A 13963-nucleotide genomic window follows, 5' to 3' on the forward strand; every position below is an offset into this window, starting at 1 on the left:
TGAACGATCAACCAGTTGAGCCACAGAGGGGGAAGGTGGTCACCATGTGGGGCAGGGTGCGCAAGGCGGGTGCGAGACTGCGGCAGGCCTTTCGGACGGACCCGGACATCGACAGGGACATGGTCAGGACCAAGGACAGGGACAGGCGGCCGCACAACCTGTTCGAGGCCGCCGCCGTCTATGTGTCTGCCTGCGCGGAGGACGACCAGGATCAGATCGACGAGGCCTCAGGCTGGGTGTCGCCGGAGGCGCTGTCGTTCGGGGTGAATGAGCTGGCGTGCCGCGCCGTCATCGCGCTCGCCAGGGAGCGGGACGAATCACCGCAAACCGTGGCCCGGTCCCTCCTCGGGCTCCCGGCGTCCTGACAGCATGGGCAAAATCACGGCCGATTCGCCCCGTCCGGTCGGAAAACTGCAGCTCCGGGTGTGCCTGGGAGTCGTGACAAGCGGCTTCCTGTCGCACTAGGGTGCGCGCCGATGGACGAACCGATGGGGAGGCTGGGATGGCCGGGACGGACGAGGAGGCCGTCGCCGCCGCGGACGATGCGCTGTATGTGCTCACGGCGGTGCTGCTGACGCCGGCGAAGTTCCCGAGCGTGCTGGGCGACGACTACCCGGAGGCCTGCGCCGCGCTCGGCCTCGCGCCGCTCGCCGACGGCTACGGTCTGGTGCTCGGCCAGGACGGCGACGGTGCCCGTTGGACCGTCGTCATCGACGACGTCTCTCTGGTCGCCGTCGCCATCGCCTCCTGGGACTGCGGCATGGAGTACGACCTGTCACCCGACGAACGCACGGTCGTGGCCGCGCTGCCAGGATGGCCCCTGGCGGTCGCCGTCGCCGCGCCCAATGTGCCCGCGCCGCACGACCCCGACCTCGAGGACGAGGACGGTCCGGTGCTGGCCCCGCCGGACACGAGCGTGTGGGGTCCGGCTCAACGGCGCTTGGGCGCCGACGAGATCGCGCTGCAATGGGCGATCTGGCGGGAGCAGATCGACGACAGCAAGTTCGTGCAGCCCGGCGGTGCGGCGGACGCCGCCGAGGACGCGGACGGCGACGAGGACGCAGGCTCGGACGGCGACAAGGACGGGGCTCCGAAGGCAGCGGACACCGAGCCGGGCGAGCAGGGCGAGAACCGGGGTGGCCACAGCGGTATCCGGCGGGTTCTCGCCGAGGCACGCGCGTACGTGGAGTCCCCGCCGCCCCTCGGCCGTGTCCGCTCCTCCTTCGCATCGGGCGACGCGCGGACCCTGCGCGCGGACGGCCCCGGCTGGTCGCTCGTCGCCAGGACCGACGACATCGCGTTCGTGCTCTTGGACGACGAACCCGGCGAGGTCCTGCCGGTGGGCCGAGGACCGCAGCTGCCCGGGCTGCTGGAGGCGCTCGACAAGATGGCCGTGCGCCCGATCTGAGCGGCGCGTAGGGCGGGAGACAGGCAGGAACGACCCCGCGGGAAACGGATCGACACTCGGCGCGGCTGGCCGCTCCCTCCGTTGGCCGTGTAGCGCGGCCCCATCTCACGGCGGCGCTCCATGTGGGCCCAACCCATGGATGGCCGGGAGTCGGCCCCGCACCATGAGGCAGCTTCGCGTTTCCGCTTCTCCATGCCCCGTCTCCCCTCTGCCAGGAGGCCTCCATGCGCCTGTCCCGGGCTGTTCCGTTTCTCGTCGCGAGCGTGCTGGCCGCAGGCCTCGGCGGGTCGGCTCCCGCAGCGGCCACGGCGGTCGGTGAGCGGCACTGCGCTCGCCAGGACCTGGTGCTGGTACCGGGCGCGGCGTTCCAGCAGAGCGCCTGTCTGCCGGATCTGACCACGACGGGGCTCATCGGCACGCCCTATACCGACACCGCCGACCAAGCCGGCCTGACCGCACGAGGCACTCGGACACCGGCCGGTGTTCCCGGCCTCCAGATCGACGGCTACTTCCCCGACTCCTCTCACTTCAACGCCACGCACGGCTGGCGGCACGACGCCCAGTTCGTGATCCGGCTGCCGGACCGTTGGAACGGTGGACTGGTCGTCACCGGCGCTCCGGGCACCCGCAAGCAGTACGCGACGGACAAGGCGATCTCCGACCAGGTGCTCGCGCTGGGCTACGCCTACGCGGCGACCGACAAGGGGAACAGCGGTGCCGACTTCTACCGGGACGGCGAGCGTCCCGGTGACGCGGTCGCCGAGTGGAACGCTCGGACCACGCAGCTCACCCGAGCGGCGCGCACGGCGGTGACCCGGCGCTATGGGCACGCACCCCGTCGTACGTACATGACGGGGATCTCCAACGGCGGGTATCTGACGCGCTGGCAGCTTGAGAACCATCCCGAGCTGTACGACGGCGGCGTCGACTGGGAGGGCGCCCTGTGGACCGCGCGCGGACCGAACCTCCTCACCTCCTTGCCCACGGCAGTAGCGCGCATGCTCGGCTCGGCGCGGGACGAGGACATGTACGCGGCCGGATTCGCGCGAGGCTCGGAGTTTCTGTGGCCGTACCACGAGCAGGCCTACTGGGGAGTCACCCAGAAGATCTACCGCGCCGAGTTCGACCCGGCGTACGACCCCGGTTGCCCCGGCCCGTCCGCCGGAACCACGCCGGAGCAGATCCTGGCGCCATGCCCCACCGATGCCAGGTACGACTACGCATCGCGGCCCGCGTCCGTCCGTCATGCCGTGGCCCGCGTGGCCCTCACCGGGCGTATCGGCAAACCGCTGATCACCCTGCACGGCGATCTGGACGCACTGCTGCCGAAGGCGGCCGACTCGGACGTGTACGCGCGCATGGTCGATGCGAGCGGGCGGGGCATGCTGCACCGCTACTACACGATCGCCGGCGGCACACATGTCGACGGGCTGTACGACACCTATCCGGACCGGCTCCGTCCGATCCTGCCCTGCTACCGGTCGGCCTTCGACGCGCTGGTCTCATGGGTGGAGCGGGGCACCCCACCGCCCGCGGACCGGACCGTCGGCCAGCCTGCGAGCGGTGATGTGCTCAACTCCTGCGCGATGTCCGCCCCTGGCACGCCGGCGGGGTGACGGTCAGCGACCGAGCTCCTTGCGCGTGGCACGGCGCAGCCTGCGCCGCTGTGACGGGTCGAGCGTGAGGTACGCGGCGGCCGGGACTCCCAGAACTATCAGGAGCGCGGCCCACCACGGCAGCCATATCAGCAGGATGAGGCCGGCCGCCACACCCCCCGCGGCGATCTTCGCGTTCTTCGACATGTGCGTCGCCTCCTTCGCGGCCACTGCCGCTCTCTGTCCTGAAAACGGGCCCGCGCTCCCGGCAGTTCCGAACCGCGACCCTGAGACGACCCTGAGGTGCGGCCCCTACTGGTCGCGGGGCCCGGAGACGGCCGATGCGCGGTCCGATCGGTCGAGGAGCCGGGCTCCGCAAGGGGCAGATACCCACGCCAAGCCTGAGTGACCCAGGTCACGACACCAGCATGCCGGATAGACCATCGAGTGCTGTACCCTCGACCACTCGAAGTCGAGTAGTCAAATTTGAGGAGTGTTGCAGAGCTGTGCCGAGGCTGCCCGAGGCAACACCGTCCGAGATTTCCGAACTGATCGACTGTCGGGCCGTTTTCGTGCCCTCAGACCCGGCGCGCACCGGTCGGGTCGCCTTCTGGCGAGCCGACGGCTCCGCCGTGCCACCCGTCGCCGCCGGATCCGTCGAGGAGCTGGACGTCGTCCTGCCCGGCGACGACGGTGTCGAGCTGGTGACCGTACCGGCCGTTCTCCTGCCGGTGCGGGCCGCCCTGCCCGTGCTCACGCGTGCGCGTACCTCCGCGCGGGCGCCCCGAGCGGGCGCTTTCTGGGGCGCGGCCGCCGTGCTGGCCCTGCAGTGCGTGGCACGGGGACTGCTATTGCCCGGTCTGTCGGCAGACGACCACGATGCCTGGCGCGCCGGTCCGCTGCGGCCGGAGGACATCGACAGGATCCGCGCCCTCGCCGCCGCGATGCCGCCCGAGGCGCACGCCGTGCCACTGAACGGCATGGTGCCGCCGAGGCTGCCGGACCCGGAGCGGCTGCTGCGGGCGTTCCTGGACGCCGTCGCCGACGCCCTGCCACGCTCCCCCGCCGCGGCGCTTGTGACGGGCGGGCCCGCCTACGCGGCACAGGAGCCGCAGCACGTACCCGCACTGCGCGCGTGGGCCGCTGATGTCGCCGCCGGTCACGACGCGGGCGTACGTCTCTCCCTGCGCCTCGAAGTGTCCGGCCTCGACGAGGCGGATCAGGACGCCGGGGCGTTGTCGTTCCGGGCAGTGCTCCAGGTGCACAGCGTCAGTGATCCGACGCTGGTCGCGGATGCCGCCGATGTGTGGACGGGGTCGGATGCCTTCGGCCCGGGCGCGCGGATGGACGCCCTGCTGGCACTGCGCCGCGCGGCAAGGGCCTGGGCGCCGCTCACACGGCTGCTCTCGGCCGCCGTGCCGGACTCGGCGGAACTCGCCGACGACGAGGTGACCGACCTTCTCAGGGAGGGCGCTCGGGTCCTGGCCGGAGCCGGCGTCGACGTGCACTGGCCCAAGCACCTGGCCCGCGAACTGACCGCACGCGCGGTGATTGGTCCGCCGGACGACGAGTCCGCGCCCACCAGGCTCACGTCGGACACGCCGTCGTTCCTGTCCGCGGACGCGCTGCTCGCCTTCAACTGGTCGTTCGCGCTGGGCAACCAGCGGCTCACGCGCGAGGAGCTGGACCGCCTGGCGGAGGCGAATCGCCCCGTGGTGCGGCTGCGCGACCAGTGGGTCCTCGTCGACCCTCAGGAGGTGCGCAGCGCCCGCGCGCAGCAGGACCACAAGGTGACGCCCATCGACGCGCTCGGGGCCGCGCTGACGGGCTCCACCGAGGTCGACGGCCGTCAGGTCGAGGTGCGGTCCACAGGCTGGCTGGCGGCACTACGCGAACGCCTCGCGGACCCGGAGGGGCAGGAGCCGGTGGGCCAGCCGGCCGCGCTCACGGCCACGCTGCGGGACTACCAGCGGCGGGGGCTGAGCTGGCTGGCGCACATGACGTCCCTGGGCCTCGGCTGCTGTCTGGCGGACGACATGGGCCTCGGCAAGACGATCACGCTGATCGCGCTGCATCTCCACCGGCAGTCGGACGCCTCGTCCGCCGGCCCGACGCTGGTGGTGTGTCCGACGTCCCTCATGGGCAACTGGCAGCGCGAGATCGAGAAGTTCGCGCCCGGCACGCGCGTGCGCCGATTCCACGGTTCGCGGCGCGACCTCGGCTCCGTGGCGGACGGAGAGTTCGTGCTCACCACCTACGGCACGATGCGTCTGGACGCGGGCCGTCTCGCCGAGGTGACCTGGGGCATGGTCGTCGCGGACGAAGCCCAGCATGTGAAGAACCCGTACTCGGCGACGGCACGGGAGCTGCGGTCCATCGGGGCACGCGCACGCGTGGCGCTCACCGGCACGCCGGTCGAGAACAACCTGTCGGAGCTGTGGGCGATCCTCGACTGGACGACTCCGGGTCTGCTGGGCCGTCTGGGCACCTTCCGCGCGCGGTACGCCCAGGTGATCGAAGGCGGCCAGGACCCTGCCGCCGCGGAACGGCTCGCCCGGCTCGTCCGCCCGTTCCTGCTGCGTCGGCGCAAGTCCGATCCGGGGATCGCGCCGGAGCTCCCGCCGAAGACGGAGACCGATCGCGCGGTGTCCCTCACCGCGGAGCAGGCGGGCCTGTACGAGGCCGTGGTCCGCGAGACGCTCATGGAGATCGCCGAGGCCGACAGCATGGCGCGGCGCGGCCTGATCGTGAAGCTCCTGACGGGCCTGAAGCAGATCTGCAACCACCCGGCGCAGTACCTCAAGGAGGAGCGGCCGAGGATCACCGGCCGCTCGGGGAAGCTGGAGTTGCTGGACGAGTTGCTCGACACCATCCTCTCCGAGGAGGCGGGCGTGCTGGTCTTCACGCAGTACGTGCGGATGGGGCGGCTCATCCAGGAGCACCTGGCGGCACGCGGCGTGCCCTCCCAGTTCCTGCACGGCGGAACGTCCGTCGCCGAGCGCGAGACCCTCGTGCGGCGCTTCCAGGACGGTGAAGTGCCTGTGTTCCTGCTGTCGTTGAAGGCCGCGGGCACCGGACTGAACCTCACCCGCGCGGAGCATGTCGTGCACTACGACCGCTGGTGGAACCCTGCCGTCGAGGCGCAGGCGACCGACCGCGCGTACCGCATCGGCCAGACCCGGCCGGTGCAGGTGCACCGGCTGATCGCCGAGGGGACCATCGAGGACCGCATCGCCGACATGCTGAGCCGCAAGCGGGAGCTCGCCGACGCGGTGCTCGGCGCGGGCGAGGCGGCACTCACGGAACTGACGGACGCGGAGCTGGCCGATCTGGTGGAGCTGCGAGGGGGCACGCGATGACTCGCCATGAAGGTGACCTGGAGCGCACGTTCGCGGCGCTGCCGCCGGCGCACGGGCGGGGGTTCGCGCAGACCTGGTGGGGCCAGGCCTGGCTGAAGGCGCTGGAGGAGACGGCGCTGGACTCGGGGCAGCTCAAGGCCGGTCGCAGGCTCGCCCGCGCGGGGGCAGTCGGTGCGGTGTCGGTGCGCCCGGGGCGCATCACGGCCGTGGTGCAGGACGCCGACCGTGCGGCGCACCGGGCCGATGTGCTGTTGGAGGAGCTGACCGCGGAGCAGTGGGACCGCTTCCTCGACATGGCGGTGGAACGGGCCGGGCACGTCGCCGCGCTGCTGGACCGGAAGATGCCGCCGCACCTTGTGGAGGACGCGGCCGCCACCGGCATCGAACTGCTGCCGGGCATGGGCGACCTGGAGCCGGAGTGCGGCTGCGATGCCTGGGACCACTGCGGGCACACGGCGGCCCTGTGCTACCAGGTGGCCAGGCTGCTGGACCAGGACCCCTTCGTCCTGCTGCTGATGCGCGGACGCGGCGAGGACGACCTCCTGAACGCTCTCCAGGCCCGTAGCGCCGCCCCCACCGCCGGCGGGCCCGAGCCGGCCCGGCGCGAGGGTGTGGACGCCGCTGAGGCGTATGCGACGGGCGACATCCTGCCGCCGCTGCCCGCTCTGCCCGAGCTGCCCGCCGAGCCGGGGGTGCCGCCGTCCCTCGACACTGAGACATCCGCGGCGTCCGGCGTCGAGCCTGCCGCCCTGGAGTTCCTCGCCGCCCGAACCGCGACGGAGGCGCACCGCCTGCTCGCGCAGGCTCTGCGTACCGGTCCCGAAGAGCACGTCGCCGAAGCCGAGTTGACGCCGGGCCAGGACGCGGTGCGCCTCGCGGCGGGCTCCCCGGCTGACGACGTGGCCGAGCGGTTGGCCGACGGCTCGGGGCGCGGCCGGGAAGGGCTGGCGACGGCCGTACGCGCCTGGCACCTCGGGGGCGTCGCCGCACTGGTCGTCCTCGACGAGGAGTGGACCGTCCAGGGCGAGACACACGCACGCGCGTGTGCCGCTCTGGAATCGGCCTGGGACGAGGAGGAGCGGCCGTCGCTGCGGGAGCAGGGCAACCGGTGGACGGTGGTCGGTGCGCCGGGCCAACTGCGCCTGGGGCGGGACGGACGCTGGTGGCCGTATCGGGAGGAGCGGGGCCGCTGGGTGCCGGCCGGCGCTCCCACGCGGGACCCGGCGACAGCGCTGGCCGCCGCGTTGCAGGCGGCCGAGGAGGAGCGGCCGTAGCAGATCCGGCGGGAGCTTCCTGCGGGCGAACCCGCCCGGCCGCTAGGCCAGTTCGGCACTCATCGTGACTTCGGCTCGATGAGTGCCCGTCGTCCCGTGTTCATCCCACGGTATTCCGGTGTTCCGCGCGGGCTCCAAATCTGGCCACTGTCAGCGAACTTGGTCCTCAGGAGGCCCGAATGTCACCGCTCGCCACAGGCCGGCGCCGCGCTCACCGTCTCGTCGCCGGGGGCGTGCCCCTCGCCGTGATCGCGGCGCTCGTGGCCGCCGGGCCCGCAACCGGTGCCGGTGCCGGTGCCGGTGCCGGTGTCGGTGCCGGTGTCGGTGGCAAGGACGGCACGCACGGCACAGACGCGCGCGTTGTGCGTACGGCCACCCTTGGTGACATCCCGCTCGGCGCCTTCAGCAACGCGCTGCTGCCGGGCAGCGTCGCCGACGACCGGGGGGTGGACCTGGGCGGCATAGGGAGCGACATCTACCCGGCGGGCCGCAAGGGCGAGTTCTGGACGGTCACCGACCGCGGGCCCAACGGCCAGATCAAGGTGGACGGCAAGAAGCGCCGAACGTTCCCCGTGCCGGGCTTCGACCCGGCGATCGTGAAGATCCGGGTGACGGGCAGCTCGGTGAAGGTGCTGGACGCGATCCCGATCACCACGGCGTCCGGGAAGCCCGTCACGGGGCTGTCGAACCAGGAGGGGCGCGACGAGGCGCCGTACACCTATGACGCGCGGACCCCTCTGGCCTTCAATCCGAACGGGCTGGACACGGAGGGCATCGTGCGGGCCGCCGACGGGAGTTTCTGGCTCGTCGACGAGTACGGGCCCTCCCTGGTGCATGTCTCCGCGCGCGGGAAGGTCCTCACCCGCTACGTGCCCGAGGGCCTCGGTCTGACCGGGACGGACTACCGCGTGGTGGAGGCGCTGCCTTCGGTCCTGCTGCACCGGAAGATCAACCGTGGTTTCGAAGGGCTGGCTCAGCTGCCGGGCGGCGATCTCGTGTTGGCCGTGCAGAGCCCGCTGTCGCTGCCCGACACGGATGCCGGGGAGGCTTCGCGCACCACGCGGCTGCTGCGCTTCTCGCCGAAGAAGAAGGCCGTCACCGCGGAGTACGCGTACCGCTTCGACCCGGTGAACGTCGTGGACCCGAGCGAGGACGACACCTCCGAGCTGAAGATCTCGTCCGTCGTGGCCGTGGGCGGGAACCGGCTGCTGGTGGAGGAGCGCACCGACAAGGCGGCGCGTCTGCACCTGGTGCGACTGGACCGTTCGGCGAACATCCTGGGCAGCCGGTGGGACGACGACACCACGGCTCCGTCGCTGGAGCAGCTCGACGACCCGGCGGCCTCGGGCGTTCCGGTGCTGTCCAAGCGGCTGCTCGTCGACCTCGGCAAGGTCGCCGGTGTGCCGGGGAAGATCGAGGGCATCGCGCGCGTGGACCACGACGCGCTCGCCCTGATCAACGACAACGACTTCGGGATGACGGACGGCGCGGAGGCGTTCGACGCCGAGGGACGGCTGGTCGACAGCGACGTCGAGACGTCCGTGATCTACGTGCGGCTGCCGCACGGCATCTGACGCCTGTCGCACAGCGCCCGGCCACGCTCGCGTGGCCGTCGGGGAGCGGTACGCGTGCGTGCCGCTCCCCCACTCGTGCTCTACGGCAGTTCGTCCGCGAAGGACGGGATCAGCGACTCCAGGTCGCTGGGCAGCTCGGTCGGGAACCCGGACGGCAGCGAGGTCGGCAGTTCACTCGGCAGCTTGCTGGGGAGCTCCGTGGGGATGCTGAACGACGGCTTGCGCGAGCCGCTCGTGCTGCTGTGGGACGTTGGATTCTCCTTGGGCGAGTCGTCGCTGCCCGAGGCCATCAGGACCACCGCCACCACGGCTCCCGCGGCCACGATCACGGCGAGCAGGACGACCAGCGGATTCAGCCGTCGCCTCGGTCCACCGCCTCCGTCGGGCGGCTCCTGCGGCGACCAGCCACCGTAGGTGGGCGGGCCACCGTACGTGGGCGGACCGCCGTTCCCCGGAGGGGGGCCGTAGCCCTCGGGAGGCGGTCCGAAGCCGCCGCCCGGAGGCGGCGTGTCACCCGGCGGTCCTGGCGGCTGAGGGGGTACGGGCGGCATGGCCATACCGTCAAGAGTCGCCGTGCGGGGATCGGGGCGCGACCCCCACACATGAGTTGATACTGACCCATGTCCGGGATCGCATGATTCCGGAACATTCCGCGCAAAGACCGGTCATTGGAGGCCGATCGGCGAGGCACACCGTGGGTGACCGCGGCCATCGGCCTGCGGTCACCCACGGTGCGGCACACGCGCGTGGGCTCAGCCGCGCGCGCCGAGCAGGTGGTCCATCGCCAGCTGGTCGAGGCGCTCGAAGGCCATCCCGCGCGCGGCGGTCGCCTCGACATCGAACTCCTCGAAGGCGGCACGGTCCGCGAGCAGCGCCTTGAGGCCGTCCGCGGCCGTCGGCTGTGCCAGCTCGTCCAGACGCGAGGCACGCAGGGCCTCCTGGACCTCCGGGTCCGCGCGGAAGGCGGCCGAACGCTCCTTCAGGATGAGGTAGTTGCGCATGCAGCCCGCAGCCGACGCCCACACGCCATCGAGGTCCTCGGTCCGCGGCGGCTTGAAGTCGAAGTGGCGGGGGCCGGCGTAACCGGCGCTCTCCAGGAGGTCGACCAGCCAGAAGGCGGCACGCAGGTCGCCGGCGCCGAAGCGCAGGTCCTGGTCGTACTTGATGCCGGACTGGCCGTTGAGGTCGATGTGGAAGAGCTTGCCCGCCCACAGCGCCTGCGCGATGCCGTGCGGGAAGTTGAGTCCGGCCATCTGCTCGTGGCCGACCTCGGGGTTGACGCCGTACAGCTCGGGGCGCTCCAGGCGCTCGATGAACGCCAGGGCGTGGCCGACGGTGGGCAGCAGGATGTCGCCGCGGGGCTCGTTCGGCTTGGGCTCGATCGCGAAGCGCAGGTCGTAGCCCTGGGAGATGACGTACTCGCCGAGGAGGTCGAAGGCCTCCTTCATACGGTCCAGGGCGGCACGCACGTCCTTGGCGGCGCCGGACTCGGCGCCCTCGCGGCCGCCCCAGGCGACGTACGTCTTCGCGCCCAGCTCGGCCGCGAGGTCGATGTTGCGGATCGTCTTGCGCAGGGCGTAGCGGCGGACGTCGCGGTCATTGGCCGTGAAGGCGCCGTCCTTGAAGACGGGGTGGGTGAAGAGGTTGGTCGTGGCCATCGGCACGGCCATGCCGGTCGCGTCGAGAGCCTCGCGGAAGCGCTTGATGTGCGCCTCTCGCTCGGTGTCGGAGGACCCGAAGGGGATCAGGTCGTCGTCGTGGAAGGTGACGCCGTGGGCGCCGAGCTCGGCCAGGCGCTGCACCGTCTCGACCGGGTCGAGGGCTCGGCGGGTGGCGTCGCCGAAGGGGTCCCGTCCCTGCCAGCCGACGGTCCACAGGCCGAAGGTGAACCTGTCATCGGGGGTGGGCTGGTAGCTCATGCCGCGGCTCCTTGCTCGGTACGACTATTTCGTCATGGCCGTTTACAAATTAGTATGCGCTCGCACCTCTGGGAAGAGACAAGATGTGTTTGTCACCCGATGAACCCGTCCCCCGATGTCTTCGTCCCGCAGAGCCGCGGAAAAAAGGGAGAGCCCGATGTCAGCAGCCGAGGGTCCGCTCGTCGTCGGCGTGGACACGTCCACCCAGTCCACAAAAGCGCTGGTCGTCGACGCGTCGACCGGGCAGGTCGTCGCGAGCGGCCAGGCGTCGCACACGGTGTCCGCCGGGGCCGGCCGCGAGAGCGACCCCCGGCAGTGGTGGGACGCCCTGTGCGAGGCGCTGCGCCAGTGCGGCGACGCCGCCCACGAGGCCGCCGCGGTGTCGATCGGCGGGCAGCAGCACGGCCTGGTCACGCTGGACGACCGGGGCGAGCCGGTACGCCCGGCACTGCTGTGGAACGACGTGCGCTCCGCGCCGCAGGCACGCCGTCTCACCGAGGAACTCGGCGGCGCGAAGTTCTGGGCCGAGCGCACCGGCTCCGTACCGGCCGCCTCCTTCACGGTCACGAAGTGGGCCTGGCTGGCCGAGAACGAGCCGGAGTCGGTCCGGGCCACCAAGGCCGTACGCCTCCCGCACGACTACCTCACCGAACGTCTCACGGGGCAGGGCACCACCGACCGCGGCGACGCCTCCGGTACGGGCTGGTGGGCGTCCGGCACGGAGTCGTACGACGACGAGATCCTCGCGCACGTGGGGCTCGACCCGGCGCTGCTGCCCCGTGTGGTCCGGCCCGGCGAGATCGCGGGCACCGTGCGCGACAGCCATGACCTGCCGTTCTCCAAGGGCACCCTCGTCGCGCCCGGCACCGGCGACAATGCCGCCGCCGCGCTGGGCCTCGGCGTACGTCCCGGCGCGCCCGTGCTGAGCCTCGGCACCTCGGGCACGGTGTACGCCGTGTCGAAGCGGCGCCCGGCCGATCCGACCGGCACGGTGGCGGGCTTCGCCGACGCGCACGGCGACTGGCTACCGCTGGCCTGCACCCTGAACTGCACGCTCGCCGTCGACCGTCTCGCGGCCCTCCTCGGCCTCGACCGCGAGGCCGTGGAACCCACGACCGGCCTCACCCTGCTGCCCTACCTGGACGGCGAACGCACGCCGAACCTGCCGAACGCCTCCGGGCTCCTGCACGGCCTGCGCCACGACACGACCGCGGGTCAGCTTCTTCAGGCCGCCTACGACGGCGCCGTCCACGCCCTGCTCGGCGCCCTGGATCTCGTCCTGGACGACGACGCGGACCGCTCGGCCCCGCTGCTGCTGATCGGCGGCGGCGCCCGGGGCACGGCCTGGCAGCAGACCGTACGGCGGTTGTCAGGACGCCCGGTGCAGGTTCCCGAGGCGAAGGAACTGGTCGCGCTCGGCGCCGCCGCCCAGGCCGCCGGCCTGCTGACCGGCGAGGATCCGGCCGCGGTCGCCCGGCGCTGGAACACCGCGCGCGGGCCGGTGCTCGACGCCGTGGAACGGGACGAGGAGACGCTGACCAGGATCAGCGGGGTACTCTCCGACGCGGCCCCGCTGCTGGAGCGGGCCCCCGAGGCGCACTGAGGACTGACGGAGGAATGACCGCACCGCTGCACGAGGCCCACCCGACCGGCGCCGGGCGGGCGCTGCCCAACACCCAGCAGGGCATGCGGCGCCGCAATCTCGCCCGGGTGATGCACACCGTCAGCGCCGAGGGGCCGCTCTCCCGTGCCGCCGTGGCCTCCCGTATCGGGCTGACGCGTGCGGCGGTGTCCACGCTGGTCGACGAGCTGATCCGCTCGGGGCTGCTGGAGGAGCTGGGTCCTGAGCGGCCCGGCCGGGTCGGCCGCCCCGGGTCGGCACTCGCCGTCAGCGGGCGCGGTCCGGCCGGGATAGGCGCGGAGATCGGCGTCGACCATCTCGCGGTGTGCGCCGTCGATCTGCGCGGCGAGGTGCGGTCCCGGGCGATACGGCACGGCGCGAACCGGGGCCGGGCGCCCGAGCCGGTCGTCGCGGAACTCCACCAGCTGGTACGCCGGGTCGTCGCCGAGGCCGAAAGCGAGGGGCTGTGGCCCGCCGGACTCGCGGTCGCCGTCCCGGGTCTGGTGGCGCGCGACGCCCGCACCGTCGTCCGCGCCCCCAACCTCGACTGGCGCGACACCGACCTGGCCGATCTGCTCCCCACGGACTTCTCCCTGACCGTGGGAAACGAGGCCGACTTCGGCGCCCTCGCCGAACTCTGGCTCGGCCACGGCACCCCACGTGACTTCCTGCATGTGTCGGCGGAGATCGGCATCGGTGCGGCGGTGGTGGTGGACGGGGGGCTGCTGCGTGGAACGCGCGGTTTCGCGGGCGAGTTGGGCCATGTGCCCGTCCAGCCGGACGGGCCGGAGTGCCCTTGCGGGGGACGTGGGTGTCTGGAGCAGTACGCCGGTGAGGAGGCGGTGTTGCGTGCGGCCGGGCTGGAGCCCGGGGAGGATCGTGTCGGGCTGCTCGCCGGACGCGCCGCCGACGGTGACGAGGCCGTACGGCGGGCTCTGCGGGACGCGGGAACGGCCTTCGGCATCGCGCTGACGGGCGCGGTCAATCTGCTGGACCCCGAGAGTGTGGTCCTGGGCGGTGCGCTGGCCGGACTCGCACCCTGGCTGCTGCCGTCGTTGGAGGCCGAACTGGACCGGCGCACCGCCGGTCCCGCCTGCCCGGTGTCCGTGTCGCGGCTGGGCCCCGAGGGGCCGTTGCTGGGGGCCGCGCACTCCGTCGTGCGAGCTGTGCTGGACGATCCGGTGGCGGTCGCGGAACGGGCCTGATCGCAGGC

General features: G+C 72.3%; 11 protein-coding genes. 8 read left to right on the plus strand and 3 right to left on the minus strand.

Annotated features, from left to right (window positions below):
* Nucleotides 1–44: 44 nt before the first annotated feature.
* The 3 genes from IE325_RS24240 to IE325_RS24250 all read left to right on the plus strand — a co-directional run bounded on the left by IE325_RS24240 (nucleotide 45) and on the right by IE325_RS24250 (nucleotide 3024).
* On the plus strand, nucleotides 45–365 hold the full coding sequence (locus tag IE325_RS24240) for a hypothetical protein (protein ID WP_190072136.1): 321 nt from the start codon (nucleotides 45–47) through the stop codon (nucleotides 363–365).
* A gap of 137 nt (nucleotides 366–502) precedes the next feature.
* Nucleotides 503–1408, plus strand: coding sequence for a hypothetical protein (locus IE325_RS24245; RefSeq protein WP_190072137.1), 906 nt, complete (start codon nucleotides 503–505; stop codon nucleotides 1406–1408).
* A gap of 224 nt (nucleotides 1409–1632) precedes the next feature.
* Nucleotides 1633–3024 (plus strand): tannase/feruloyl esterase family alpha/beta hydrolase, encoded by a 1392-nt coding sequence (locus IE325_RS24250; protein WP_190072138.1) that lies wholly within the window; start codon nucleotides 1633–1635, stop codon nucleotides 3022–3024.
* Nucleotides 3025–3027: 3 nt separating this feature from the next.
* Here IE325_RS24250 and IE325_RS24255 read toward each other — a convergent pair whose 3' ends face one another.
* Nucleotides 3028–3210, minus strand: a complete 183-nt coding sequence (locus tag IE325_RS24255) for a tail-anchor membrane protein (RefSeq protein WP_062704261.1) — start codon at nucleotides 3208–3210, stop codon at nucleotides 3028–3030.
* 299 nt (nucleotides 3211–3509) lie between these two features.
* On the opposite strand from IE325_RS24255, the gene IE325_RS24260 reads away from it, so the two are divergent.
* The 3 genes from IE325_RS24260 (at nucleotide 3510) to IE325_RS24270 (ending at nucleotide 9210) form a co-directional block, all read left to right on the plus strand.
* On the plus strand, nucleotides 3510–6362 hold the full coding sequence (locus tag IE325_RS24260) for an SCO1167/SCO6262 family helicase (protein WP_190072139.1): 2853 nt from the start codon (nucleotides 3510–3512) through the stop codon (nucleotides 6360–6362).
* Nucleotides 6359–7636: an SWF or SNF family helicase gene (locus tag IE325_RS24265; protein WP_190072140.1), complete on the plus strand. Its 1278-nt coding sequence runs from the start codon at nucleotides 6359–6361 to the stop codon at nucleotides 7634–7636. Before IE325_RS24260 ends, IE325_RS24265 begins: the two co-directional genes overlap by 4 nt.
* A gap of 179 nt (nucleotides 7637–7815) precedes the next feature.
* Entirely contained in the window at nucleotides 7816–9210 is a 1395-nt protein-coding gene (locus tag IE325_RS24270) for an esterase-like activity of phytase family protein (protein ID WP_190072141.1), read from the plus strand.
* Between the two features lie 80 nt (nucleotides 9211–9290).
* Here IE325_RS24270 and IE325_RS46185 read toward each other — a convergent pair whose 3' ends face one another.
* A complete protein-coding gene (locus tag IE325_RS46185) occupies nucleotides 9291–9761 on the minus strand; it encodes a hypothetical protein (RefSeq protein ID WP_229911964.1) in 471 nt (156 codons plus the stop codon).
* A 201-nt stretch (nucleotides 9762–9962) separates the two neighbouring features.
* On the minus strand, nucleotides 9963–11129 hold the full coding sequence (xylA, locus tag IE325_RS24280; RefSeq protein ID WP_190072142.1) for a xylose isomerase: 1167 nt from the start codon (nucleotides 11127–11129) through the stop codon (nucleotides 9963–9965).
* Between the two features lie 157 nt (nucleotides 11130–11286).
* Here xylA and xylB point away from each other — a divergent pair, with 157 nt between their 5' ends.
* A complete protein-coding gene (gene xylB / locus IE325_RS24285) occupies nucleotides 11287–12732 on the plus strand; it encodes a xylulokinase (RefSeq protein ID WP_190072143.1) in 1446 nt (481 codons plus the stop codon).
* A 14-nt stretch (nucleotides 12733–12746) separates the two neighbouring features.
* Nucleotides 12747–13955, plus strand: a complete 1209-nt coding sequence (locus IE325_RS24290; protein WP_190072144.1) for an ROK family transcriptional regulator — start codon at nucleotides 12747–12749, stop codon at nucleotides 13953–13955.
* The last annotated feature ends 8 nt before the right edge of the window (nucleotides 13956–13963 follow it).

It is taken from the genome of Streptomyces lanatus (assembly GCF_014655715.1).
Lineage (GTDB): Bacteria > Actinomycetota > Actinomycetes > Streptomycetales > Streptomycetaceae > Streptomyces > Streptomyces lanatus.

What these genes read in the sequence shown, in the direction of transcription:
- IE325_RS24265 (WP_190072140.1), top strand. Translation starts at nt 6,359, where the DNA reads ATGACTCGCCATGAAGGTGACCTGGAGCGCACGTTCGCGGCGCTGCCG.
- IE325_RS24245 (WP_190072137.1), top strand. Translation starts at nt 503, where the DNA reads ATGGCCGGGACGGACGAGGAGGCCGTCGCCGCCGCGGACGATGCGCTG.
- IE325_RS24270 (WP_190072141.1), top strand. Translation starts at nt 7,816, where the DNA reads ATGTCACCGCTCGCCACAGGCCGGCGCCGCGCTCACCGTCTCGTCGCC.
- xylA (WP_190072142.1), bottom strand. Translation starts at nt 11,129, where the DNA reads ATGAGCTACCAGCCCACCCCCGATGACAGGTTCACCTTCGGCCTGTGG.
- IE325_RS24290 (WP_190072144.1), top strand. Translation starts at nt 12,747, where the DNA reads ATGACCGCACCGCTGCACGAGGCCCACCCGACCGGCGCCGGGCGGGCG.
- IE325_RS24240 (WP_190072136.1), top strand. Translation starts at nt 45, where the DNA reads ATGTGGGGCAGGGTGCGCAAGGCGGGTGCGAGACTGCGGCAGGCCTTT.
- IE325_RS24255 (WP_062704261.1), bottom strand. Translation starts at nt 3,210, where the DNA reads ATGTCGAAGAACGCGAAGATCGCCGCGGGGGGTGTGGCGGCCGGCCTC.
- IE325_RS46185 (WP_229911964.1), bottom strand. Translation starts at nt 9,761, where the DNA reads ATGCCGCCCGTACCCCCTCAGCCGCCAGGACCGCCGGGTGACACGCCG.
- xylB (WP_190072143.1), top strand. Translation starts at nt 11,287, where the DNA reads ATGTCAGCAGCCGAGGGTCCGCTCGTCGTCGGCGTGGACACGTCCACC.
- IE325_RS24250 (WP_190072138.1), top strand. Translation starts at nt 1,633, where the DNA reads ATGCGCCTGTCCCGGGCTGTTCCGTTTCTCGTCGCGAGCGTGCTGGCC.